Annotated in this window: 24 protein-coding genes; 13 read left to right on the top strand and 11 right to left on the bottom strand. The window is 74.1% G+C overall.

Annotated elements, in window-relative coordinates; all coding sequences use genetic code 11:
• Positions 1 to 6: 6 nt before the first annotated feature.
• Entirely contained in the window at positions 7 to 1638 is a 1632-nt protein-coding gene (locus tag ACFV4G_RS06225; protein ID WP_380437024.1) for an ABC-F family ATP-binding cassette domain-containing protein, read from the bottom strand.
• Complete coding sequence (locus ACFV4G_RS06220; protein ID WP_380437022.1) at positions 1626 to 2462, bottom strand: thioesterase domain-containing protein; 837 nt, start codon at positions 2460 to 2462, stop codon at positions 1626 to 1628. Before ACFV4G_RS06220 ends, ACFV4G_RS06225 begins: the two co-directional genes overlap by 13 nt.
• A 358-nt stretch (positions 2463 to 2820) precedes the next feature.
• Between ACFV4G_RS06220 and ACFV4G_RS06215 the strand changes: the two genes are divergently transcribed.
• The 11 genes from ACFV4G_RS06215 (at position 2821) to ACFV4G_RS06165 (ending at position 13652) form a co-directional block, all read left to right on the top strand.
• Positions 2821 to 3378: a nucleoside 2-deoxyribosyltransferase gene (locus ACFV4G_RS06215; protein ID WP_380437020.1), complete on the top strand. Its 558-nt coding sequence runs from the start codon at positions 2821 to 2823 to the stop codon at positions 3376 to 3378.
• Positions 3365 to 4543, top strand: a complete 1179-nt coding sequence (locus tag ACFV4G_RS06210) for a hydroxymethylcytosylglucuronate/cytosylglucuronate synthase (protein WP_380437018.1) — start codon at positions 3365 to 3367, stop codon at positions 4541 to 4543. Before ACFV4G_RS06215 ends, ACFV4G_RS06210 begins: the two co-directional genes overlap by 14 nt.
• 43 nt (positions 4544 to 4586) lie before the next feature.
• Positions 4587 to 5774, top strand: a complete 1188-nt coding sequence (locus ACFV4G_RS06205; RefSeq protein WP_380437016.1) for a DegT/DnrJ/EryC1/StrS family aminotransferase — start codon at positions 4587 to 4589, stop codon at positions 5772 to 5774.
• A complete protein-coding gene (locus tag ACFV4G_RS06200) occupies positions 5771 to 6661 on the top strand; it encodes a phosphotransferase family protein (RefSeq protein WP_380437014.1) in 891 nt (296 codons plus the stop codon). Before ACFV4G_RS06205 ends, ACFV4G_RS06200 begins: the two co-directional genes overlap by 4 nt.
• Positions 6658 to 7692 carry a cytosylglucuronate decarboxylase gene (blsE, locus tag ACFV4G_RS06195; RefSeq protein ID WP_380437012.1) on the top strand — a complete coding sequence of 345 codons (1035 nt, stop codon included), beginning with the start codon at positions 6658 to 6660 and terminating at the stop codon, positions 7690 to 7692. The genes ACFV4G_RS06200 and blsE overlap by 4 nt, the downstream gene beginning before the upstream one ends.
• Before the next feature lie 5 nt (positions 7693 to 7697).
• On the top strand, positions 7698 to 8672 hold the full coding sequence (locus ACFV4G_RS06190; RefSeq protein WP_380437010.1) for a hypothetical protein: 975 nt from the start codon (positions 7698 to 7700) through the stop codon (positions 8670 to 8672).
• Positions 8669 to 9559, top strand: a complete 891-nt coding sequence (locus tag ACFV4G_RS06185) for a hypothetical protein (RefSeq protein WP_380437008.1) — start codon at positions 8669 to 8671, stop codon at positions 9557 to 9559. The genes ACFV4G_RS06190 and ACFV4G_RS06185 overlap by 4 nt, the downstream gene beginning before the upstream one ends.
• A complete protein-coding gene (locus ACFV4G_RS06180) occupies positions 9556 to 10770 on the top strand; it encodes an MFS transporter (protein ID WP_380437006.1) in 1215 nt (404 codons plus the stop codon). Before ACFV4G_RS06185 ends, ACFV4G_RS06180 begins: the two co-directional genes overlap by 4 nt.
• Positions 10767 to 11561: a hypothetical protein gene (locus tag ACFV4G_RS06175; RefSeq protein WP_380437004.1), complete on the top strand. Its 795-nt coding sequence runs from the start codon at positions 10767 to 10769 to the stop codon at positions 11559 to 11561. Before ACFV4G_RS06180 ends, ACFV4G_RS06175 begins: the two co-directional genes overlap by 4 nt.
• Positions 11562 to 11649: 88 nt before the next feature.
• On the top strand, positions 11650 to 12840 hold the full coding sequence (locus tag ACFV4G_RS06170; protein WP_380437002.1) for an aminotransferase class I/II-fold pyridoxal phosphate-dependent enzyme: 1191 nt from the start codon (positions 11650 to 11652) through the stop codon (positions 12838 to 12840).
• Positions 12837 to 13652, top strand: coding sequence for a dihydrodipicolinate synthase family protein (locus ACFV4G_RS06165; protein WP_380437000.1), 816 nt, complete (start codon positions 12837 to 12839; stop codon positions 13650 to 13652). Before ACFV4G_RS06170 ends, ACFV4G_RS06165 begins: the two co-directional genes overlap by 4 nt.
• Here ACFV4G_RS06165 and ACFV4G_RS06160 read toward each other — a convergent pair.
• From ACFV4G_RS06160 to ACFV4G_RS06145, 4 genes are all read right to left on the bottom strand, one after another.
• Positions 13627 to 14412 carry an aminoglycoside phosphotransferase family protein gene (locus ACFV4G_RS06160; protein WP_380436998.1) on the bottom strand — a complete coding sequence of 262 codons (786 nt, stop codon included), beginning with the start codon at positions 14410 to 14412 and terminating at the stop codon, positions 13627 to 13629. The genes ACFV4G_RS06165 and ACFV4G_RS06160 overlap by 26 nt on opposite strands.
• A gap of 4 nt (positions 14413 to 14416) precedes the next feature.
• The gene (locus ACFV4G_RS06155) at positions 14417 to 14737 is read right to left on the bottom strand and encodes a transposase (protein WP_380436996.1); all 321 of its coding nucleotides are present in this window, start codon (positions 14735 to 14737) and stop codon (positions 14417 to 14419) included.
• A 159-nt stretch (positions 14738 to 14896) separates the two neighbouring features.
• Positions 14897 to 15151 carry a hypothetical protein gene (locus tag ACFV4G_RS06150; RefSeq protein WP_380436994.1) on the bottom strand — a complete coding sequence of 85 codons (255 nt, stop codon included), beginning with the start codon at positions 15149 to 15151 and terminating at the stop codon, positions 14897 to 14899.
• 35 nt (positions 15152 to 15186) lie between these two features.
• The gene (locus ACFV4G_RS06145) at positions 15187 to 15393 is read right to left on the bottom strand and encodes a hypothetical protein (protein ID WP_380436992.1); all 207 of its coding nucleotides are present in this window, start codon (positions 15391 to 15393) and stop codon (positions 15187 to 15189) included.
• Positions 15394 to 15906: 513 nt separating this feature from the next.
• On the opposite strand from ACFV4G_RS06145, the gene ACFV4G_RS06140 reads away from it, so the two are divergent.
• Complete coding sequence (locus ACFV4G_RS06140) at positions 15907 to 16908, top strand: helix-turn-helix transcriptional regulator (protein WP_380436990.1); 1002 nt, start codon at positions 15907 to 15909, stop codon at positions 16906 to 16908.
• A 27-nt stretch (positions 16909 to 16935) separates the two neighbouring features.
• Here ACFV4G_RS06140 and ACFV4G_RS06135 read toward each other — a convergent pair whose 3' ends face one another.
• The 4 genes from ACFV4G_RS06135 to ACFV4G_RS06120 all read right to left on the bottom strand — a co-directional run bounded on the left by ACFV4G_RS06135 (position 16936) and on the right by ACFV4G_RS06120 (position 20933).
• The gene (locus ACFV4G_RS06135; RefSeq protein ID WP_380436988.1) at positions 16936 to 17895 is read right to left on the bottom strand and encodes an MASE1 domain-containing protein; all 960 of its coding nucleotides are present in this window, start codon (positions 17893 to 17895) and stop codon (positions 16936 to 16938) included.
• 125 nt (positions 17896 to 18020) lie between these two features.
• Positions 18021 to 18836, bottom strand: coding sequence for a PP2C family protein-serine/threonine phosphatase (locus ACFV4G_RS06130; RefSeq protein ID WP_380436986.1), 816 nt, complete (start codon positions 18834 to 18836; stop codon positions 18021 to 18023).
• 148 nt (positions 18837 to 18984) lie between these two features.
• Positions 18985 to 20346 (bottom strand): MFS transporter, encoded by a 1362-nt coding sequence (locus tag ACFV4G_RS06125; protein ID WP_380436984.1) that lies wholly within the window; start codon positions 20344 to 20346, stop codon positions 18985 to 18987.
• The gene (locus tag ACFV4G_RS06120) at positions 20343 to 20933 is read right to left on the bottom strand and encodes a TetR/AcrR family transcriptional regulator (RefSeq protein WP_380436982.1); all 591 of its coding nucleotides are present in this window, start codon (positions 20931 to 20933) and stop codon (positions 20343 to 20345) included. The genes ACFV4G_RS06125 and ACFV4G_RS06120 overlap by 4 nt, the downstream gene beginning before the upstream one ends.
• A 74-nt stretch (positions 20934 to 21007) precedes the next feature.
• Between ACFV4G_RS06120 and ACFV4G_RS06115 the strand changes: the two genes are divergently transcribed.
• Complete coding sequence (locus ACFV4G_RS06115; protein WP_380436980.1) at positions 21008 to 21148, top strand: hypothetical protein; 141 nt, start codon at positions 21008 to 21010, stop codon at positions 21146 to 21148.
• Positions 21149 to 21206: 58 nt separating this feature from the next.
• Here ACFV4G_RS06115 and ACFV4G_RS06110 read toward each other — a convergent pair whose 3' ends face one another.
• Positions 21207 to 21383 carry an antitoxin gene (locus ACFV4G_RS06110; protein WP_380436978.1) on the bottom strand — a complete coding sequence of 59 codons (177 nt, stop codon included), beginning with the start codon at positions 21381 to 21383 and terminating at the stop codon, positions 21207 to 21209.
• Positions 21384 to 21627: the final 244 nt, after the last annotated feature.

The raw sequence follows: 21627 nt of genomic DNA, 5'->3' as shown, positions 1-21627 counted from the left end.
CTCAGGTCAGCGCTGCCGCACGACGCGGCGCTCGTCCCACACGGGTGTGTCCGTCTCGGCCACGCGGCCGTCGGCACGGAAGACCAGGAACCGGTCGAAGGACTTCGCGAACCACCGGTCGTGGGTGACCGCGACGACCGTTCCCTCGAACCCGGCCAGCGCCTCCTGGAGCGCCTCGGCCGACGCGAGGTCGAGGTTGTCCGTCGGCTCGTCGAGCAGCAGCAGCGTCGCGCCCGAGAGTTCGAGCAGGAGCACCTGGAACCGAGCCTGCTGGCCGCCGGACAGCGTTTCGAAGCTCCGCTCGCCCGCCGCCGCGAGGCCGTAGCGGCCCAGCGCCGCCATCGCCGTGCGGAGATCGACGCCGGCGCGCCCGTCCTCGCCGCGTGCAAGGACGTCCACGAGGGTGCGCCCGGACCACGCCGGGTGCCGGTGGGTCTGTGCGAAGAGCCCGGGTACCACCCGCGCGCCGAGCCGGCAGTCGCCGGAGTGCTCCACCGATGTGGGCGCGTCCTGGACGGACTCGGCGAGCAGCCGCAGGAAGTGGCTCTTCCCCGAGCCGTTCGAGCCGAGCACGCAGACCCGCTCGCCGAAGGACACCTCCAGGTCGAACGGCTTCATCAGGCCGGTGAGTTCGAGCCGTTCGCAGTGGATCGCCCGCACCCCGGTGCGGGCGCCCCGCAGCCGCAGCGCCAGCTTCTGCCGCCGGGGCAGTTCGGCGGGCGGGCCGGCCTTCTCGAACTTCTCCAGCCTGGTCTGCGCCGCGTGGTAGCGCGAGGTCATGGCGTCGCTGACCGCCGACTGCTGCTGAAGCCTGCGGACGAGGTCCTTCAGCTTCTGGTGCTCCTCGCCCCACCGCCGGTGCAGCTCGGCGATCCGCTCCCACCGGGCCTCGCGCGCGGTGTGCCACGTGGCGAACGTGCCGCCGTGCGTCCAGGCCGTCCCGGCCTCCATCGTCACGATGTGCGTGGCGGCCTCGGTGAGCAGTTCCCGGTCGTGGCTCACCAGCAGCACGGCCTTGTCGGTCTGCGCCAGCTGCTCTTCGAGCCAGAGCTTGCCCGGAACGTCGAGGTAGTTGTCGGGTTCGTCCAGCACGAGGACCTGCTCGGGGCCCCGGAGCAGGGCCTCCAGGACGAGCCGCTTCTGCTCGCCGCCGGACAGTGTGGTGACGGCGCGGGCCGCGGCCCGGTCGATGGGGAGGCCGAGCGCCGTCGTCGTGGCCTTGTCCCACCGGACTTCGAGGTCGTAGCCGCCGGCGTCGCCCCACGCCGTCAGCGCCTCGGCGTAGGCGAGCTGCGCCCGTTCGTCCCCGCTGTCCGCCGGCTCGGCCCGGTCCAGCCGCGCCGCGGCCCACCGCAGCGCGGCCGGCGCGGCGGCCAGAAGGAGGTCCCGTACCGTGCTGTCGTCCCGCACCGACCCGATGAACTGGGGCATCACGCCGAGTCCGCCCTGCACCTGGATGCCGCCCTTGGTGGCGGCGAGATCCCCGGCCAGGATGCGCAGCACCGTCGTTTTCCCGGCTCCGTTGGCACCGATCAGCGCGACGACGTCGCCGCCGGAGACCCGGAACGACACGTCGGAGAACAGCGTCCTGCCGTCCGGCAGGGTGTAGGAGAGCCCGTGCGCGGCTAGATGGCCCATGACCGGCCGTCCATCGCCTCGTGCAGCAGGGACGCCAGGTGCCGGGACTCGAAGAGGAAGTCGTGGTCGCCCGAGAAGTTGTGGACCCGGGCCGGCGCGGCGAACCTGTCCTCGGACTCGAGGGCCACGTGCAGCAGGTCCGCGTCGCTCACGAAGACGTCGATGGTGACGTCGAGCCCCGGCTTGGTGTAGGCGAGCATGGCGCGCATGTTGGCCACCCAGACCTCCACCCGCCAGTCGAGCTCGCGCACGCCGTCGCCGGGGCGCATCCGTCCGAGCTCGCGCAGGATGCGGACGAGCTCCTCCTTCCCGGCGTCGGTGGAAACGTCGAGCCCGCCCGGGTCGCGCCCGGACTCCCGGCAGACGTCCAGCAGGTCGTCCAGGCGGTACCGCCGCAGCGCGTCGTCGTCGTGGTCGCGCGCCGAGTGGTCGCGCACGGCCGGATCGAGGATGCCCACGAACGCGACGTCCTCGCCCCGCGCCCGCAGTTGGGCGGCCATCTCGTAGGCGATGTCGCCGCCGAGGCAGTACCCGGCCAGGTAGTACGGCCCTTCGGGCTGCACCGACCGCGCCGCGCGCAGGTAGTGGGCGGCCAGTCCGGAGAAGGTGCGCAGCGGCGCGCACTCGCCGTCCATGCCGGGTGCGCGCAGCCCGTACACCGGCCGGTCGAGGTCGGCCATGTCGAAGAGGTCGAGCATGAAGCCGACCTCGCCGTTGATGGGGTGCACGCAGAACACCGGCTCGCGGCCGCCTTCTCCGATGAGCGGGACGAGCGGCGCCCCCCGGTCGCCGGACGGGTGTGCTGCGGGATTCTGACTCGCCATCTGTTCATTCCCATCCACTGGAACCGGCCGCGTCGGACACCGGCCCGTCGTCACGGGAGACTCCAGCACGGCCGTTGCCCCCGGGCCGAGCGCGGGCGCGGCCTTGGTTGACGCAGGCCCGCTCCCACCTGGCTCCGCGCCCCGCAAGCCGAACCATCGGCGACCGTTGACCCGCCGCGACCGGGCCCGGGGGCGGGGCCGGCGCGGGTCAACGATCCGCCATGGTTCGGTCGGAGGGCGGAGGGGCGAGGTGGGGCGGGGTCCGGGTCCACCAACGGGAGGTCCCCGGTTGTCCGGGCGCGGCCGCGGATGGCGTCATCGATTCCGCGCTGTCCATTCCGAACGACGGAGATCCTCGGTGCCCAACATCTTCCTGGCCGGCCCCTACACGCAGTGGATGGACTGGTCCACGGGGCGGCTCCAACCCGACAAGGCCGAACTGCTGGAGCGATTGCGCACCCACTTCATGGAGCACGGGCACGCGGTCTTCAACGCCCATCACAACGAGTCGTGGGGTGCGGGCTGGCTGCTTCCGGAGGTCTGCACGCCGGCCGACCTCGTCGCGATGCGGCACGCCGACCTGGTGTGCGCGATCCTCGGCGACCCGCCGTCGCCGGGGGTCCTGGTCGAACTCGGCTGGGCGTCGGCCCTGCGGGTGCCGGTCCTGCTGCTGTCGAACCAGGAGCGCCTACCCGCCCTGATCGCCGGGCTGGGGTCGGTGACGCCCACGAGCATCCGGCCCCTGCCCGAGCGCTGGAGCGGCGATGAACTGGGGGCCCTGCTCAAGGAGTCGGACCGGCTGCTGGCGAGTGCTCCGGCCGTGGCGTGGACCGGCGAGGTGAGCGGCTACCCGAAGACGTCGGGCCCGTACGGCTACGAGCGGCCCTCGGGAAGCGGCAGCGGTGTCCGCCGCTGACCGGCGGCCGCGGCTCCTCGTCGTCGGCGTGGACTTCGGGTGGGGCAGCGCGGGGAAGCTCTCCAGCATCCTCGGCGCGCTGGCGGCCGTCATGCCCGCCGATGTCGTCGGGATCGGGACCCGCCTCGGCCGGCCGGTGCTGGGCGACGGCCTGATCGGGTCCTGGGCGGAGTGCGACATCGACGACGCCGCCGACGTCCGCCGCGTGGTCGCCGAGGTCGCTCCGGACGCGGCGCTCGTCGTGCTGCACCCGCAGGCGGCGAGCGCGCTGGAGGCGGCGGGGTGCCCGGTCGTCTACGTGGACAGTCTCCCTTTCCTGTGGACGCCGCACGACGCCGTCCCGGTCGGGGCGAGCCTCTACTGCGCGCAGCGGACGCTGCCGCTGCCGGGGCCGGCCGCGGAGGTGATGGCCTCGGTGGCCAACCTCCGGTGGGTGGAGCCCATCGTCGGCTCGGCGGCCCGCCGGGACGAGCGGCTCCACGGCCGGGGCGAGGGCCGGCGCGGGGCCGCGGTGATCAACGTCGGAGGCCTGCACTCGCCCTTCTCCCGCCCGGGGGACACCAGTTACCTCGATCTCGTGCTGCCGGCCGCACTCGCGGCGCTGGATGCGGCGGGCCTGACGGACGTCGTCGTCACCGGGAACGTCCGGGCCCTGCCGGCGTCGCTCCCGGACGGACTGCCGAGGCCGGCCGTCGGGCCGCTGCCGCACGACGGGTTCCGCGCGCTGCTCGGGTCGGCGCAGACCGTCCTGACCTCGCCGGGCCTCACCACGATCCTGGAGCTCGCGTCGCTCGATCGGACGGCCGTGCTCCTGCCGCCGCAGAACCTCAGCCAGGTGCTGAACTCCGAACTGGTCGCCACCCGGTGCGATCCGGCGTTCGTGGCCGGCTGGCCGGAGTGGGTGCTCGCGCGCGACTCGGTCGGCCGGTGGCACGAACACGGCGAGGAGCACGCGGTCGAGCGCATCCACGCGCGCATCGCCGAGGTCGCCGCCTCGCCCTCGGAGCGGGCGAGGGCGCACGAGGAGATCACCGAGGGGTTGATCAAGGCGATCGCCGCGAACTCCGCGCCGGACAAGGACTTCTCCGCGCTCACCCCCGTCCGCGACGGGGCCGACCAGGTGGCCGAGGCGATCGTGGCGATCGCCGGCCGTTCGCCGAGGTGACCCCCCACCAGTACCGCCGGACCACGAAAGGAACACCGTCATCATGCGCACGCCCGACGAACTCCGCGCCGATCGCCGTCTCGCCGTCAACGGCGGCACACCCTGCTTCGACCAGCTTCCGTACGAGGACACCGGGATCACGCCGGCCGCCGCGGAAACCGTGGCCGACATCGTGCGCAGCCGGCGCACGGTCTTCTGGGGCGGCGGCCCGCACAGCAAGCGCCTGGAGCGGGAGTTCGCGGCGCACACCGGCCGCCGCAAGGCGTTCTTCCACAACTCGGGCACCGCGGCCCTGCAGACCGCGTTGTTCGCGCTGGGCGTGGGGCCGGGCGACGCCGTGGCGCTCAGCGACTCGGGCTTCGTGGCGAGCCTCAACGTGATCCACCACCTTGGGGCTAGGCCGGTGTTCCTGCCGACGGACCCGGACACCCTGCTGTGCGTGGACGACGTCGCCCGATGGGTGGAGGGGCATGACATCCACACGTCGCTGATCACGCACTTCCTCGGCAACGTCGCGGACGTGGAGGCGATCCACCGCACCGCGGGAAGCCGGTTTCTCGTGGAGGACGGCGGACAGGCGCACGGCGCGACGCTGCGCGGCCGGCCGGTCGGCTCGCTCGGCGACATCGGATCCTTCGCGGGCAGCCACAAGAAGCTCGTGACCGCGGGGCAGGGCGGACTGAACGTCTACGACGACGAACAGATCGACTGGCGCATGCGCACCTACGCGCACCACGGGAAGAGCGGCAACTTCGAGGGGGTCTTCCCCGGGTACAACTTCCGCGGCGGCGAGATCGAGGCGGCCCTCGGCCTGGCCGCGCTGCACGAGCTGGACGAGCGGGTCGCCGCGCGCAACCGCACCGCCGAGGTCCTCACGGGCGTCCTCGCCGAGGCCGGCATCCGGACCGCCCGGCTCGCCGCCGGACTCGACGCCACCCCCTCGTGGTTCGACGTCGCGGTCGTCCTGGACGAGGAGTGGGACGGTCACCGCGACTGGCTGGTGGACGCCCTCACCGCCGAGGGCATCCCCGGCTGGGGGTACCCGGCGCTCATCGCGATGCCGTGGGTGGAGCCGTGGATGCGCGGACGCGGTTGGTGGGGCGAGCGCGAGCAGCACCTCGCGGAGGTGGAAATCGCGCTGTGGAACCGGGTGCTGGTCCTCGGCACGCAGATGTCGCCCGAGGACGCCAAGCGCGTCGCCTCGGCGACGGCGGACCTCCTCACCCGATGAGCGCGCCCGGTCCGGGCCGGCCGCCGGCCGGTCCCGCGGCGCAGGCGGCCGCCGTGCTCGCGGCGCTGGAACCGGGCGGCTCGTTCGACACCCGCGGCGGCGGCAACTGCCTCGTCCTCCTCGGCGCCGAGCACGTGGTCCGGGTCGGGCTCAGCTTCGCGCTGCGCATCTGCGCGGAGCAGCGCGTGTGGACGGAGGCCCGCAGAGTGGGGGCTCCCGCCCCGCAGGCGCGCGCCTCGGGGGTGCTGGAGGGCGGTCTCCCGTACCAGGTCTATCGCCGCGTCGACGGGCGGGCGCCGCGCTCGGAGGCCGAGTGGGCGCGAGTGGGCGAGGTCGCCGCCCGGCTGCACACACGTGCGGATCCGGGGCCGTTCGACACCGGCGATCACCCGTTGCCGCGCAGACGGGACCGCTACGGCACCGCGCTGGAGCACGTCCGGTCCGCCATGGTTCCGGCCGCGGCCGCGGAGCTCGTCCGGGCCGCGGAACGGGACGCGCGGCGCTCCGAAGGCGCCCGGGTGGCGCTGCACGGCGACCTGCGGGAGGACAACCTCCTCGTCTCCGGCCGAGAGCTGGTGGCCGTGCTCGACTGGTCCGACGCCGCCCTGGGGTCACCGGAGGCCGAGTGGGCGGCGGTCCCGCCGGCGCGGTGGGCGGCCTTCGGCCGCGGCTACCGCAGCGCCGGCGGCCGCGCCCCCGACCTCCGGCTGGCCGCCGGCCACGCGCTGGCCCGAGCCGCGGCCCTGGAGCACGCGGGCGTGCTCGGGCGCGGGGCGACGGCCGACCTCTGGGAGCAGCTCCGCCCCCACTGCGCACGGGCCGGAGCCGTGACGGTTCCCCACCCACCCACCCAAGCACCCGTACCGAGGGAAGGCACGCCGACATGAACGAGGCACCCCGCACGCCGGCTCCCGCCGCGCCGGCCGCACCCGGCGGCCGGCCCCGATACCTGTTCATCCGGGTCCTGGAGGCGTGCAACGCGGACTGCTTCATGTGCGAGTTCGCGCGCTCGCGCGACGGCTACCGCTTCTCCGCCGCCGACATGCGCGACACCGTGGCACAGGCCTGGCCGTTGGGCGTCCGCGTCGTCCGCTTCACCGGCGGCGAGCCGCTGCTGCACCAGGACGTCACGGAGCTGGTGCGGATCGGCGCCCACGCCGGGATGGCGATGTCGATCATTACCAACGGGCACCGGCTGCCCCGCCTGGCAGGGCCGCTGGCCGAGGCGGGACTGGCGCAGATCATCGTGAGCCTGGACGGTGCGGGACCGCGGACGCACGACGTCTACCGCGGCACACCGGGACTGTTCGAGTCCGCGGTGGAGGGCCTGCGCCGGTGCAGGGAACTGGGCGTCCTGCCACGGGTGAACACCGTGGTCGGCCCCCACAACTACGCCCAGATGCCGCAGCTGCAACGCCTCCTCGAAGACATCGGGGTCGAGCAGTGGGAGCTGTCCGCGATCAAGCTGGACCGCACCGTTCGCTACCCCGACCCCGACGACGTGACGGCCCGCTGCGAACCGCTGTACGACGGGTCGAGGCCGGGCGCGCTGCGCCCGCTCGGCCGGCGCTTCTACGGCGACACGGACGCCGAGCGCTCGGCGTACTTCGACGGGGGCGTCACGCCCAGGGCCGAGGGACCGGCCTGCCACGTCACCGACGACGTCGTCTACCTCGACCCCAAGCAGGGCCGGCAGTTCGCCTGCAGCTGCCTGCCGCACCGCGACCCCGACGAGCGGGGCTCGGGCCGTGCAACCGACGCGTCCGGGCGGATCTGGTTGGACCAGCCGAGCTTCCGCACCCACCGCGCGCACTTCCGGGCCGCGGGACCGCTCTCCTGCACGGGGTGCTCGACCACGGCCGCGGGCTACAGCGACGACATCGCCCGCCTCGGCACCGCAGCGAACTGGAGCTACTGAGACCGATGGACACGACCGAAGTGGCCCGCTGGATCACGCAATGGCTCGCGGCGGCGGAGATCGACGCGGGTCCGCACTCCCCGATCCTGGGCGAGGTCGACTCGCTCCGCATCGCCGGCCTGCTGGCCGCCGCCGAAGCCCGGTGGGACGTCGACGTCTCGGCCGGTTTCGCGCCCGGGGCACTGGCTGACGTGACGACGCTGGCCACGCACCTGTGCGCCCCGCGGCCGGGCTCGCCGCGCCGCTGGTTCGCCTCCGGCGCGCCGGGGGAGCAGCGCCCCGCGCTGCCGCGGGACGGCCTGCTCACGACCTCGGTGTCCGGCGAGCACCTCGTCGGACTGCCCGTCGCCCCCACGGACTTCGCGGGCCCGCTGGGCTCCGCGCTCGCCGTCGGCGACGAGGCCGTCGCGGTGCAGCGCTTCGCCGACGGCCTCCATGCGGCGCTGGCCGGCCTCGGCGTCGTACCGGTCTGGTACCCGATCCTCACCGACTCGGCCGTCGGCACGGACCACCCGCAGAACGTCGACAGCGCGTTCCCGTCCGGCCGCCTCCCGCACGCCGCGTGCCTCCAGTTCGTCGACGGCATCGGTGAGCGGCCCGACGGGCTCTACGCCGGTGTGGGCTATGCGTTCCGCCGCGAACCGGCGCGGCGCTGGGAGCCGGCCGGCCGGCTGGAGGCGTACCGGGTGTTCGAGATCGTCGGCTGCGCCGGGGTCGACCGCGTCGAGGAGCTCGCGCGGGCCGTCGTCGACCGGGTCGCAGGCCTGCTCGCCGCGACGGTGCCGGGGCAGTGGTGCGCGGCGTCCGACGGGTTCACCGACGGTATGCGGCGCAAGCTCGAATGGATGACGGGTGACCGGCCGGTGGCCGTCGCCTCGTTCAACGACCACGGCACGTCGTTCACGGGCGATGCCGGCCGCGCCACCTTCTGCGTGGGCGTGGGGCTGGACCGGCTGTTGTCCCTGGGGGTGTGGCGATGACGGCGCTCGGGGCGGAGCACTGGGGACAGGGCGCCGTGCGCGCGGCCGGGGCCGGTGAGGGCGAGCCGCGCGGATGGGCGTCGGCGGGACTGCGCCCGGTCGCCGGCCCGGTGCCGGCACCGGTCGCCGGCCTCGTGGTCGCGCTCGCGGCCGACTCCTGGCCGCAGAACGTCGGTTCGGTGGTCTGCCACCCGTGCCTCGGCCGGTCGGCGGGCGACCCGGCGGCGCTGCCCGTCTCGGTCGTGTGGGAGGCCGCACTCGGCTGGATCGCGGCGAAGGCGTTCGGCGTGCCCGCCCGCATCGGCCTCTGCGTCGCCGAGGAGGCGCTGCAACATCCGGCGCGCGCGGAGGAGTTCCACGCGCTGGGCGACCGGCTGGCGCCCGTGCTCGACGACACCGCCGCGGCCCTGGGGGTGCGCTGCGTCACCTCCGTCCACCACGAACGGCCCGACGAGGTCCTGCCGTTGCCCGATTCCGAGCTCTACGGCCTCTTCACCCCGTTCCACGAAGGCATGTACCCGCTCGGCTTCCCCAACTCCGACGACGTGCTGGACGCGTTCCGCATGTACTGCTCGCGCTACGCCGATGCCCAGCGGAAGGAGCCCGGCGCGCTCGTGTTCGAAGGGGTGCACCTGAGCCGCTCGGTCCTGCTCGGCTCGGGCGCGGCACGGCGCTACGTAGCGGCGGCACCGCTGCCCGATCCCTCCGGGTGGCCGCGGCTGGCCCAGGACGCTCCCGCGGACGAGCGGATCACGATCCGCGGCTGGGAGCGGCTACCGGTCGACTGGTGGCCGGAGCAGGCCTGCCGGGACGCGCTGGGGACCGGGTTCCGCGAGCTGGCGGGCGCGGTGGCCGGCCGGCTGTTCGGCGACCGGGGTGCGCGGTGACGGCGATCTCACCGGCCGGGCGGCGCGCCCTCTGGGCGTACCGGTTCTTCATGGGCACCTCGAACGCGCAGTTCACCCGGGGCGTCTTCATCGTCTACCTGGTGGCGCACGGCCGTTCGCTGTTCGAGATGGGACTGCTGGAAGCGTGCTTCCACGCCTCCCGGCTGATCGCGGACGTGCCGCTCGGCTCCCTCGCCGACCGGCTGGGCCGCCGCGCCGTCATCACCGCGGGGCTCCTGGCCGGCGCGGCCGGCGCCGCGCTGATGCTCGCGACACCGCTGTGGCTGCTGGTCGTCTCCTTCGCCTTGCAAGGGCTCGGCTGGGCGGGCCAGCGGGGTGCGGACAGCGCGCTGCTGTACGAACTCCTGGACGACCTGGGCCGCAGCGAGCTCTTCGCACGGGAGACCGGACGCGCCATGGGGCTCGGCTTCGCCGTCCTCGCACTGACCACCTTCGTCGGCGGCGCGATGTACGAACACCTGTACTGGCTCCCGTTCGTCGCGCACGCGCTCGCCGTGGCCGGGGCGAGCTGGTTCGTGTGGAGGGTGCCCGAGTCGCCCCAGCCCGTGGACCGGCGGGCGACCATGGCGGGGACCATCGTCGCCGGATGGCGCGTGCTGCGCCGGCGGCGCCACCTCCTCAACGCCCTGCTGTTCGGCGCCCTCGTCAACGCGGGCGTCACGGCGGTGAGCATCTTCAGCCAGGACTTCTTCGCCGGGCTGGGGCTGAAACCCACCGCGGTGAGCCTCGTCATCGGCTTCATCACCCTGGTGGCCGCCGGAGTGTCCGCCGTCGCCCACCGGCTGACCGCGCTCGGCATGACCCGGGCGATGCTCATCGCCGCGGTGCTGTTCGCCTCCGGGCTGCTGGGGATGTACTCCGCGCGGCCGTGGTTCGCGATCGTCGGCTACTACTGCGTCTTCCTCACCATCGATCTGATCTACCCGCTGCTGAGCCAGGTAGTGAACGACGCCACCGACAACGCGGTGCGCTCCACGGTGCTCTCGTTCGGCGGCCTCATCGGCGGCCTCGCGACCACCGTGTCCTTCGTCGTCACCGGCAGCGTCGTCGCCTCCTTCGGCTACACCTGGGTCTTCGCGGGCCTCCTCGTGCTCAGCCTGCCGTTGTTCGGGATCCTCCTGCGGAGCCGGCCCGGCGCCGGACCCGCGGTCGGGGCCCGCACACCCGTCACATCGGGGGACCAGCTGTGATCTCGTTGTTCCTGGAACCCGCGCGCGACCTGGGGGACCTCCTCGTCGCGGCCGCGGTCCTCGCCCACCTCGACGTCCCGGTCGCGCCCCCGCCGGGCGAGGCCCCGCTGCCGGGTTGGCTCGGCGCGGCGGGCCCGGCCGGGGACGACCGGCCCCGGGCCGCGCTCGCCGTGGGCGGTCCGGGCGCCGCCGCTACCGCGCTGGCATCCGGGCTGCCGCTGGTCGCGGTCCTCGCCGACCCCGACCGGGGCGCCGCGCTCGCGGCCGAGTGCGGCGGGCGCGTCGTGGTCTGCACGCCGGCCGCCCCCCGGATCACCTCAAGTGCCGCATCCGGCCGGGGCGTCAAGACGGTCGGCCCCTTCCTGCCGTACCGGCGCACCGCCGCCAGGGGGAGCGGCGTGGTCCTGATCGCCGACGCCCTCGGCCCGGCGCAGGAGACGCTGCTCGCACACGCACACGAGACCGGCGTCGCCGTCGGGACCGTGCACCCCTGGCGCGACGACGTCCTGCGGGCCATCGCCGGAGCCGCGGTCGTCTGCGGGCCGGACGGCACCGAGCTGCGCGATGCGGCCTCGCTCTGGGGCCGGTTCGCCGTCCTGGCGCCGGGCACCGGCCCCTCCGACGCGGACCCCGCGGGGCTCCCGCCCGCCGAACGGCGGTTCCTCACCCGTCTCGCGGCCGACCCCGCGGTCGCGGTGGCGGCCCCCGGCGGGGAGCAGGCCCGGCACTGGCCCGGTGGCGGTCCCCGGGTGGCCCGGCAGCTGCGCCAGGCGCTTCTGGCCCCGTTCTGACCGCCGGCCCCGCCCCGCCCGTGCGGCCCGCCCGCCCAGGCCCGCCACCTTCCGCCTGTCCGTCCGACCGACCCGAGAAACGAGAGTCGTGATCACCTACAGCCGCCCACTCGACGCCCTGGCCAGCGGGCCCGCGGACCTGACGCAGCACGAGATCGAAGCGCTGGCGACCCGGCACAACCTGGCCGACGCGCACACCCACCAGCACCAGTCGGCGAGCCAGCGCGAGATCGTCGGTAGGCTGCCCGACCTCTGGTACGAGGCCGAGCGCGGCACGCAGGCGGAGTTCGAGCGGCGGTTCACCGAGGCGTTCTTCCGGCTGCACGGGCAGGCGTCCGCGCTGCACGGCAAGCCGCCCCTGCTCTCCTACGCCGCCTCGGTCTCCACCCTCGTCGTCGCGATGTACCTGCGGGAGCGGCAGGCGACGGTCACACTGGTCGAGCCCTGCTTCGACAACCTCCACGACGTGCTGAGGAACTCGGGGGTCACGGCCCGTCCGATCGCCGAGCGCACCCTGCACGACGTCCAGCACATCTACGACAACCTCAAGGAGTCCGTGCGCGGCGACGCGCTGTTCCTCGTCGACCCGAACAACCCGACCGGCTTCAGCCTGCTCAAGCACGGCCGCTCGGGGTTCGCCGAGGTGGCGCGGTTCTGCCGGGACCACGGCAAGCTGCTGGTCATCGACCTGTGCTTCGCCGCGTTCGCCTTCTGCGGCGACACCCCGTACGGCCGCTTCGACCTCTACGAGCTCCTGCGGGACTCCGGCGTCAGCTATGTCACCATCGAGGACACCGGCAAGACCTGGCCGGTCCAGGACGCCAAGTGCGCCATGCTGGTGACCAGCGACGACGTCTACGAGGACGTCAGGAAGCTGCACACCAGCGTGCTGCTCAACGTGTCGCCCTTCATCCTCAACCTGCTCACCGCCTACGCCGAGGATTCGGCCCGCGACGGCTTCGCGTCGGTCGCCACCGTCTTGGAGACCAACCGCCGGCTGGCGCGCGACGTCCTGGCGGGAACGGTCCTGGAACTCCAGGAACCGGTGGTGCCGGTGAGCGTCGCCTGGTTCAGGATCGCCTCCGACCGGCTCACCGCCACGGAACTGCAGCACCTGCTGCGCGAGGAGGACGTCTACGTACTGCCCGGCACGTACTTCCACTGGCACGCGCCCAGGGCGGGCGACGGGTTCATCCGCATAGCGCTCGCCCGGGACCCGGGCATGTTCGCCGACTCGGTGAAGCGGCTGGCCACGGCGCTGGAGAGGATCGGCCGATGACCCGCCCCGTGACCGACCCGCCGGCCCGACCGGTGGTCGGCGGCGGGCTGGTCCTGCCGCTCGTCACTCCGGTGGGCCCGGACGGCGCCGTCTCCGAGCCGTGCGTGCGGGCCCTGATCGGCGCCGCGCGCTCCGGCGTGGCAGCACTCATGCCGGCCATCAGCTGCGGGGAGGGCTGGCGGCTGTCCGCGGAGCAGTGGCGCGCCATGGTGGAATTCACCGTGCGCCACGCGGACGGACTTCCGTGCCTCGTCGGAGCGCAGGTCGCCACTGCGGCCGAGGCCGTCGAACGGGCCGCGGTGGCGGCGGACTTGGGCGCGGACGCCGTGGTGGTCGCGCCGCCGATGGGCGGGCCCGCCTCGCCGGGGGCGGTCTACGGCCACTTCGCTACCGTCGCCGCCGCGTCCGAGCTGCCGGTGTTCGTCTACAACGAGTCCGCGGTGTCCGGCAACCGGATCGACCGGGAGACTCTCATCAGGATCCTCCGGCTCGACCGCGTCGTCGGGATGAAGGAGTCGAGTCGCTCCCCGGAGACGACCCGCGCACTGGTGCGGGAGGCCGCGGACACGCCCGTGTTCCAGGGCTGGGAGGACCTCATGCTGGACACCCCGGGGGCCGCGGGTCTGGTGGCACCGCTGGCCCACCTGGACGCCGGGCTGTGCGGGGCACTGCTGCGCGACCGCTCCCCGGCCCGCCAGGCAGCCGTCACGGCGGCCTGTCACCGCTACGGGCTCTTCGGGGACGACTACGTCCTCCGGGTGAAGGCCGAACTGTTCCGAAGAGGGGTCATCGCGCATCCGGGGCCGGTGTGAGGGAACTCAGGTTCTCGCGCAGCCAGGCCCGTTCGGCGGCCATCGACGCGACGTCCCCGCGGTCCAGGAAGGTGCGCCAGGGCTCGACGCCGCGCCCGCCCCAGTGCTCGATCCGGCCCGACTCCCGCTCCTGCAACGCGGCCACCCCGGCGAGCACCTGCGCCGGATCGGCGCCGTAGCCGGCGCACAGGAGCTCCAGCCGGCGGCGCAGCGGGGCGCCGCCGCCGAAGCCGGCCGCGTGCTCCTGCTGCGTACCTCGCAACGGCACCGAGTACCAAGCGAGTTGGGCGAGGTCGTCGATCGCCGAACCCGGCTCGGCGAAGTCCCAGTCGATGAACCCGACCAGCTCCGCGCCGCGCCAGACCGAGTTCCACGGACCGAGGTCTCCGTGCCGCACGACCTGGCCGGGCCGCCACCGGACGTCCGGGGCGAACCATTCGGCGTCCCGGGGCGGCCTGAACTCGGCCACGGCGGAGTGGAATTCGCGCAGCCACCGGGCCAGCGCCGTGACGCCCTCGTCGCCGCGCAGGACCGCGGGCCAGGGCCGCATCGCGACCTCTCCGTCGAGCAGGGAGAGCACTTCGCACCCGGATTCGTCGATGCCCAGCACCCGCGGGGCCCGGGTGAAGCCGACGTCGTGCAGGTGGCCCAGCAGTGCGTGGACCAGCGGCGTCCACCTGCCGCAGGGGCGCCGGATGGTGTCGCCCACCCGGCGCACGGTGGTAACGCTGCCGCTGGCCTGCGCGCCGTCCTCGATCATGTGGTCAGCCTACGGTGAACTTGCCCGCCAGGCGCTGGTGGTGACGCATCGACGTCAGTTCCCGCAGTTGCAGGTAGGAGTCGCCCAGCGCGCTCTTGAGCATGCTGATCTCCTTCAGGAGCTGTAGCTCGCGGGTGTTCTGCTGGCCGTGGCCGGCGTCGAGGCCCTCGCGGCCGGCCTCGATGAAGCGGCGCTTCCAGCTGCTGATCGCCTGGTCGGAGACCCCGGCCCGCCGGGCCGCTTCGGCGGCGGTGACCTGACCGGAGAGGATCGACAGAACGATCGAGGCCTTCTCCTCGGACGGCAGTGCGGGTGGACGTGGCACTGGCGTGCTCCCATTCTTCGACTGGATCTCGTGGGGGAATTCCATGACCGGGAAGGGGCTTCGGGGCGGGCTGTCGCGCCATGTCCGTCAGGGTTCGATGCGGATCGATGTGCTGACCATCCGTCAGGATTCATCGTGGATCGACCTGCTGAATGTCCATCAGGGTTCGGTGCGGATCCATCCGCACAGCTCTGGTCGGGACAGGGCCCGGTCGACCGCCTCCTCGGCGGTGCCGGCGGCCGGAGCCTCGGGTGCGGAGAGCGTCAGCGTGGCGGCGGTCGGCGTCACCCCGGTCAGGGTGGCGGTCCAGGGGGCCGGCAGGAGGGAGATCAGGCGTACCGCAGCGGTCTCCGGCGCTGCTGCCGGCAGGGCCTGGGCGGTCGCCACGATCCGTACGTGTTGTTCGTAGGGCACGGGGGCCTCCAGGTCGAGTCGGATGGCGGCCCGGCTCAGCCCCAGTCGTGGACGTCGGGGGTGGCGGCGCCGGCCGGGGCGCCGCCGGTCACCGCAGCGGCGGGCTGCACCTGCTGCCCGGCCTGCGCGGCGCCCACGCCCACGAGTGCGATCAGTGCCGCGCCGAGCGCCGAACAGGCGTACAGGGGAAAGGACTTGCGGAGCCGGACGGAGGTGGCCGGGCTGGATTCGGTGCGGATCATGGACTGCATCTCCCTTTGATCCCTTGAGAAGGGCGAGGACTCCTGGTGCCTCGCACGAACAACTCTGACGACCGAGTGGAGACAGATCGAGCCTCGGGATGCGCAAGTTACTGCAAGCCGGTGTGCCGCATCCTGCAGGGGGCGGCCGCGGGCACCCGTACTGGATGACTGACTCCTGGGGCACCATCGCCGACTGGTATGCGGAACTCCTGCGGGCCGGTTCCGCTCTGAATGACTTCACACCGACCAGTCGACCATGCGCGCCGACCGCCTACGACTGCTAACTCCTTGGAATCGATCATCTAGTCTGTCGGGGTGCTCCTTCTCGTCAGGCGTCGCCACGTGGACCTGCTCCGCGTCACGAGCATGTCCTGTCGGCGCTTCGGCTGACCTTCGTTCCCGGCATCCGTTCCGCCGCCGGACAGGGCAGCTTTCCGGTTCGAACGATCTCGACGACTATTGGACTGGACCTTTGCGGTCCGTGGCGCGGTAAGCACCGACACGGGGGTGGGCATGCGACAGCGGCACCTGACGTTCCTGGGGGTCGCCCCGGACGACGAGGAGGCGTACCGGCTCCTCCTGCGCCGTGGCGAGACCACCCACGAGGAGCTCGCGGGTCACTTCGACACGGCCGACGGGGACCTCGGCGGGCGGCTGACCGGCCTCGGCCTGGCCCGGGAGACCGGGGACGGCGTGCTGCACCCGGTGTCGCCGGCGAAGGCCGTGGAGCACCTGGTGGAGTACGCGGTGGGCCTGCTGCGGTCCCGGCTGGAGGAGGAGGTCACCACCAGCCGCACGGTCGACGTGTTGATCGCCGAGCGGGGGGTGCAGGCGGCGGAGCGGCGCTCGGCCGGCCCCGATGCCTCGATCCGGCGTCTGGAGGGCATGGCGGAGGTGCGGGAGGTCATCGACGAACTCACCTTCTTCACCTGGACGGAGAGCCTCACGACGCACCCCGGCGGTGTGCTGAGCGCGGACACCATCGCGCACGCGCGCCCGCTGGACGAGCGGATCCTGCGCCGGGGCGTCCACATGCGAACGCTCCTGGGCGCGGCGGCCCTGGACGACCGGCCCACGATGGCCTACGCCCGCGAGCTGACCGCCCAGGGGGCGCAGATCCGTATCTCGCGCCAGCCGCTGGAGCGGCTCATCGTCTGCGACCGGGTCGCCGCCCTCACCCCCATCGACCCCGCCCACACGGCCAAGGGCGCCATCCTCGTCCGTGAGACGGGACTCGTCGCCGCGCTCGCCTCGCTCTTCGAACGCATGTGGGGCGCGGCGGAGGAACTCCCGCCCGAGGGGCCCGGCACCGGGCCGTCCGTCGGAGGCGTCAGCGAGCTGGAGCGGAGGATCCTCCAGACGCTGTACACGGCGGACAAGGACGAGAGCGGGGCGCGTGACCTCGGGATCGCGGTTCGGACCTACCGCAAGTACGTGGCCTCGCTGATGCGCCGGCTGGAGGCCGCCAACCGGTTCCAGGCGGCCCTCCTCGCCCGCGAGCGAGGCTGGATATGAGCCCCGGTGTCCCCGCCACACGGGTGTCTACCGGCCGCCGTCGTCGGGGGGCAGCCACTGGCTGGTGTCCGCCTCGCCCGGGGCCAGCCGGTTCACCACCTCGGCGAGTTCGACGCAGGCCTGCTCGATGCGGCGGTAGGTGTTGCGCTGCTCGGCGATGATCGCGGACAGCAGCAGGCCCGTCAGCGCCGCGCACGCGTTGAGGGCCTGGAGCACCACCATGTCGGCGACGAGTCCGTGGCGGGCGAACGGTCCGCTGCGGTCGGTGGCCGCGACGATCGCGAGCACCGAGATCAGGAGCACGCAGGGCGCCGCGCCGATCAGCCGGAAGCGCAGGGCCGCCCAGATCAGGAAGGGGAAGACCAGGAAGAGCAGGTTCACCGTGGTCGAGGTGGCGATCAGGGTGGCGGCGGCGGTTCCGGCCAGCAGCAGGACCGGCTCCACCCAGTCGAACGGGCCTGGATCGGCGGGCGGCCGGGCGGTGCGCAGCGCCAGCAGCAGCGGGGTGACCACCAGGACGCCCATCGCGTCGCCGGTCCACCAGGCCGACCAGGTGGACCAGAAACCGTCCGCCGGCAGCGAGCCGTTCAGGACCAGCACGGTGGTGCCGATGGTGGAGCTGACCAGCATGCCGGCGAACGCGCCGAGGAAGACGAGGGCCACCCCGTCGCGGAGCCGGTCCAGCTCGATCCGGAAGCCGACCCGGCGCAGCATGAGGTACGCGGCGACCGGCGCGAGCGTGTTGCCGGCGACGATGCCGAGCGAGCTCCAGTGCGCCGGCCCGATGGTGACGACCACCAGGTAGGCGCCCAGCGCGACGGCCGGCCAGATGCCGAGCCCGAGGAGCAGCAGGCAGGTGAGCGCGATCCCGGTCGGCGGCCACAGCGGGGTGACCTTGGCCCCGGCGATCACCACCTGGCGCAGCAGGCCGAGCCGGCCGGCGGCGAGGTAGACGGTGGTGACCGCGAGCAGTCGTATGGCGGTCACCGCCAGGTCACGGGGGGAACGGGGGCGGAACGGCGTAGTCAGCGGCACGGCAGCATCTCACTACGCCCGGTCGGCGATGCGGCGTGTGACACGCGTGGCCTGCCCCGGGGCCCGGCCGGGAGCCGCTAGCGGTCGTGGCGCAGGACCAGGACGGCGGCGTCGTCGGCGTGTCCGGTGAGGTCGGCCACCCGGAGCACGGCGGCTGCCAGTTCGTCCGGGTCGGCCCCGACCCGCTCCCGCAGGACGGCCGCGACCTCGTCCAGCCCGGCCTCGATGGGGAACGCGGGGCCCTCGACCACGCCGTCGGTGACCAGCGCCATGACCCCGCTCCCGGTGAGCCTGTGGTGCGTCACGGGGTACGTCGCGCCGGGCAGGACGCCCAGCGGGGGCCCGCCCTCGTCGGCGCAGTGGCCCCAGCGGCCGTCGCGGTTGGCCCACACGGGCGGGACGTGGCCGGCGCGGGCGTGCGACAGGTCCCCGGTGACCGGGTCGTAGCGCAGGAAGCTGCAGGTGGCGAAGCGGCGGCTGTCCAGGGATATCAGCAGGTCGTTGGCCCGGGCGAGGACCTCGCCGGGGTCGGCGGCGGTGGCCGCCACCGCGCGCAGGCCGACCCGGACCTGGCCCATGAGCGCCGCCGCCTCCACGTCGTGGCCCTGGACGTCGCCGAGCGAGAAGGCCAGGGAGCCGTCGGGCAGGGGGAAGCCGTCGTACCAGTCCCCGCCGACGCTCAGGCCGTGCCGGGCCGGCGCGTACCGGGCCGCGGCCCGCAGCTCCGGCCGCTGCGGCAGGGCGGCCGGCAGCAGCTCCCGCTGGAGCGCCTCGGCCAGCTCCACCTGGGCCCGCTGGAGCTCGGCGTGCGCCAGGGCGCGCGCCGTGAGTCCTTCGAGCTGGGTCAGCAGGGCGTCGGCGCTCGGATGGCTGGCGGGGCGGCGTCGGCTCATCGGCCCTCCGGCCGTCGGGGCGGTGGTGGTCAGGGCCAGCCTATGTCGGCCGAACGGGTGAGGGCCGGTCGAGCGCGGTGCCCCGGGCGAGCGCTCGGCGCGGCCCGGGCAGGCGCACGGGCGGTTCGACGGGGCTCGTCGAGGCCGCTCAGCGCCCCTCCGGCACGACCGCGCCCCGTTCTGCGCCGGGGATGCGGGTGGCCAGCAGCGCGCCGCCCGTGGCGACGGCGGCCAGGGCGAGGCCCGCGGGGCCGAGCGCCGTGCCGACGGCGGCGGGTCCGGCGACGGTGGCCGCCAGCGCCACCCCGAGGGCGGGGCCGACGTTCATGGCGGTCTGCTGGAGGCCGCCCGCGACCCCGGCCCGGGAGGCGGCCGTGCCGCGCACGACGATGGCCGTGGCGGTGGCCATCACCGCGCCGAACCCGGCGCCGAGCAGGAGGAAGCCGGCCCCCGTCCCGACCGGCCCGGAGGACCGGTCGAGCCGGGAGATCAGCAATACGCCCAGGGCGACCAGCAGCATGCCCGACACGACGGTCTCCCTGGCACCGTGACGGTTCGCCAGCCAGGTGGAGGCGGGCGCCGCGAGCACTATCGTCACGGCGAGCGGCAGCGCCCGCAGTGCACTCTGCAACGGGTCGAGGGCGAGGACGTCCTGCAGGAAGTAGGTGGCGAGGAAGAGCGTCCCGGAGAGCGCCGCCGACGCCGCGAGCAGGGCGCCCAGCACGGGCGTCACCCCGGCGGAGCGCAGTACGGCCGGGGGCAGCAGCGGACGGGCGGTGCGCCGCTCGTGCCGGGCGAACGCGAGGCCGAGGACGGTGGCGGCGGCCAGGCCGAGCGTGCTGCCCCGGGAGGGCAGGCCGACCAGGGACTGGACGAGGCAGCCGAGGGTGAGCGCGAGCAGTGCCGCGCCCGGCAGGTCGAGCCCGCCGGTGTCCCCGCCGCGCACGGGCCCCGGCATCGGGACGGCGAGGGCGAGCAGTCCGGCGGCAGCGGCGGGCAGGAGGGTGAGGAAGAAGACCGCCCGCCAGCCGAGGTGTGCGGTGAGCGCGCCGCCGAGGAGCGGTCCGACGGCGGCCGCGAGCCCGATCGCGCTGGTGCGCAGGGCGATCGGCCCGGCGAGCCGCTCGCCGGGGAAGACCGCGCGCAGCATGCCGAGGGTCGCGGGTTGCAGCAGGGCCCCCGCGACGCCCTGCGCGACCCTGAGGGCGATCACCCAGCCGATGCCCGGCGCCAGGCCGATCCCGGCCGAGGCGGCGGCGAAGCCCGCCACTCCGGCGCCGAACACGCGCCGGTGCCCGTACCGGTCGCCCAGGCGGCCCGCGAAGACCAGCAGGGCGGCGACGGCGACGAGGTAGCCGGTGCTGGTCCACTGGACGGCCGCGGCGGTGGTGTGGAGGTCGCGCTGGAGGCTGGGCTGGACGACGGACAGCACGGTGCCGTCCAGGGCCACGACGACGGCGCCGGTGATGCTCGCGGCGAGCGTCAGCCGCTCGCGCCGGGCGGCGCTCACCGCTGTGCCGGGGCGCCGAGGTGGGCGTCGACGATCGCCGTCAGGACCGGCTCCACGTCGTCGTCGCCGGTGAGCAGCCGCAGGCTGCCCCAGGCGCGCAGCTGGGCGAGGCCGTGCAGGTTCGCGAGCAGGGCGACGGCCGTGGTGCCGCTGTCGCGCTCGGGGCGGGCCTCGCCGACCAGGCGGGCGAAGGTGCGGAAGAGCGGCAGCGAGGTCGAGCGGAGGTCGGCCCCGCTGCCCTCCAGCAGGTCGTGGCGGAACATCAGCTCGAACATGCCGGGGTTGGCGGCGGCGAAGCGCAGGTGGGCGCGGGCGAGCCCGGTGAGCCGGTCGCGGGGCGGGAGGCCGTCGGTGGCGGCGAGGGTGTCGGCCGCGGCGAGGGTGTCGGTGAGCTTGCCGAAGCCGTGCCGGGCGATGGCGGCGAGCAGTTCGCGGTGGGTGGGGAAGTAGCGGCGCGGCGCGCCGTGCGAGACGCCGGCCCGGCGGGCGATCTCGCGCAGGCCGAGCGCCTGGACGCCGTCCCGGGCCAGCAGTTCGACTCCGGCGGCCACCAGGCGGGTGCGGAGGTCCTTCTCCTCTTCGGTCATGGACACTGTCTACCAGGGCCGAGTAGACAGTGTCTACTCGCCATGGCGCAGCGCCGGGCGGCACAATCGGCGGCATGGACGAAGGCGGAGAGGCGGCCTGCTGGCTGGACCGGGTCTGCCCGGAGTGCGGACGGCTGCGCGAGCGGGCCGGGGCCGAACCGTGCGAGAACTGCGGCGCGGTGCCGGAGCCCGAGGGGGTCGCCGGACACGACTGAGCCCCGGCGCGGCACGGCGGCCGGACCGGGGCGTCAGCTTCAGGGGACAGCGGCGGGCCTACTGCGGCGGCTGGTCGCGGAACTGTTCCTTGAGCTTGTCCTGGGCGGTGTCCACCTGGCTGCCGTACTTGCCCTCGGTGCGTTCGTCGAAGGCGTCGCCCGCCTTGTCGACGCCCTTCTCGGCCTGGTCCTCGTGGCCCTTGAGCAGGCTCTTGAGCTTATCCATCATGGACATGGTCACACTCCTGGAAGAGAGTCCCCCACCTCTCCAGCATCACCGAGCGGTGACCGGTCCGCATCCCGTCGCGCCGCGGCGCCCTCCCCCCGGACGGACGCGGCGGTCTTGGCAGGCCTGGTGACGGTCATGTCAAATCGGAGTCCACGGACCGTCGGAAGGACCCGCCTTGACGCTGCGCACCCGCCGCCCGCGCACCCGCCGCCCGCGCACCCGCCGTACGAGAACCCCGCTCGCCCACCCC

Source organism: Kitasatospora sp. NPDC059747 (assembly GCF_042732955.1).
In the GTDB taxonomy this organism is placed as follows: domain Bacteria; phylum Actinomycetota; class Actinomycetes; order Streptomycetales; family Streptomycetaceae; genus Kitasatospora.
The sequence above is the reverse complement of the archived record's forward strand: the minus strand, read 5'-3'. Positions and strand labels throughout refer to the sequence as shown.

Bases quoted from the DNA above. Each gene is read 5' to 3' on its own strand.
- ACFV4G_RS06225 (WP_380437024.1), bottom strand. From the start codon at position 1,638: ATGGGCCATCTAGCCGCGCACGGGCTCTCCTACACCCTGCCGGACGGC.
- ACFV4G_RS06220 (WP_380437022.1), bottom strand. From the start codon at position 2,462: ATGGCGAGTCAGAATCCCGCAGCACACCCGTCCGGCGACCGGGGGGCG.
- ACFV4G_RS06205 (WP_380437016.1), top strand. From the start codon at position 4,587: ATGCGCACGCCCGACGAACTCCGCGCCGATCGCCGTCTCGCCGTCAAC.
- ACFV4G_RS06200 (WP_380437014.1), top strand. From the start codon at position 5,771: ATGAGCGCGCCCGGTCCGGGCCGGCCGCCGGCCGGTCCCGCGGCGCAG.
- blsE (WP_380437012.1), top strand. From the start codon at position 6,658: ATGAACGAGGCACCCCGCACGCCGGCTCCCGCCGCGCCGGCCGCACCC.
- ACFV4G_RS06190 (WP_380437010.1), top strand. From the start codon at position 7,698: ATGGACACGACCGAAGTGGCCCGCTGGATCACGCAATGGCTCGCGGCG.
- ACFV4G_RS06185 (WP_380437008.1), top strand. From the start codon at position 8,669: ATGACGGCGCTCGGGGCGGAGCACTGGGGACAGGGCGCCGTGCGCGCG.
- ACFV4G_RS06165 (WP_380437000.1), top strand. From the start codon at position 12,837: ATGACCCGCCCCGTGACCGACCCGCCGGCCCGACCGGTGGTCGGCGGC.
- ACFV4G_RS06160 (WP_380436998.1), bottom strand. From the start codon at position 14,412: ATGATCGAGGACGGCGCGCAGGCCAGCGGCAGCGTTACCACCGTGCGC.
- ACFV4G_RS06145 (WP_380436992.1), bottom strand. From the start codon at position 15,393: ATGATCCGCACCGAATCCAGCCCGGCCACCTCCGTCCGGCTCCGCAAG.
- ACFV4G_RS06140 (WP_380436990.1), top strand. From the start codon at position 15,907: ATGCGACAGCGGCACCTGACGTTCCTGGGGGTCGCCCCGGACGACGAG.
- ACFV4G_RS06130 (WP_380436986.1), bottom strand. From the start codon at position 18,836: ATGAGCCGACGCCGCCCCGCCAGCCATCCGAGCGCCGACGCCCTGCTG.
- ACFV4G_RS06120 (WP_380436982.1), bottom strand. From the start codon at position 20,933: ATGACCGAAGAGGAGAAGGACCTCCGCACCCGCCTGGTGGCCGCCGGA.
- ACFV4G_RS06115 (WP_380436980.1), top strand. From the start codon at position 21,008: ATGGACGAAGGCGGAGAGGCGGCCTGCTGGCTGGACCGGGTCTGCCCG.
- ACFV4G_RS06110 (WP_380436978.1), bottom strand. From the start codon at position 21,383: ATGTCCATGATGGATAAGCTCAAGAGCCTGCTCAAGGGCCACGAGGAC.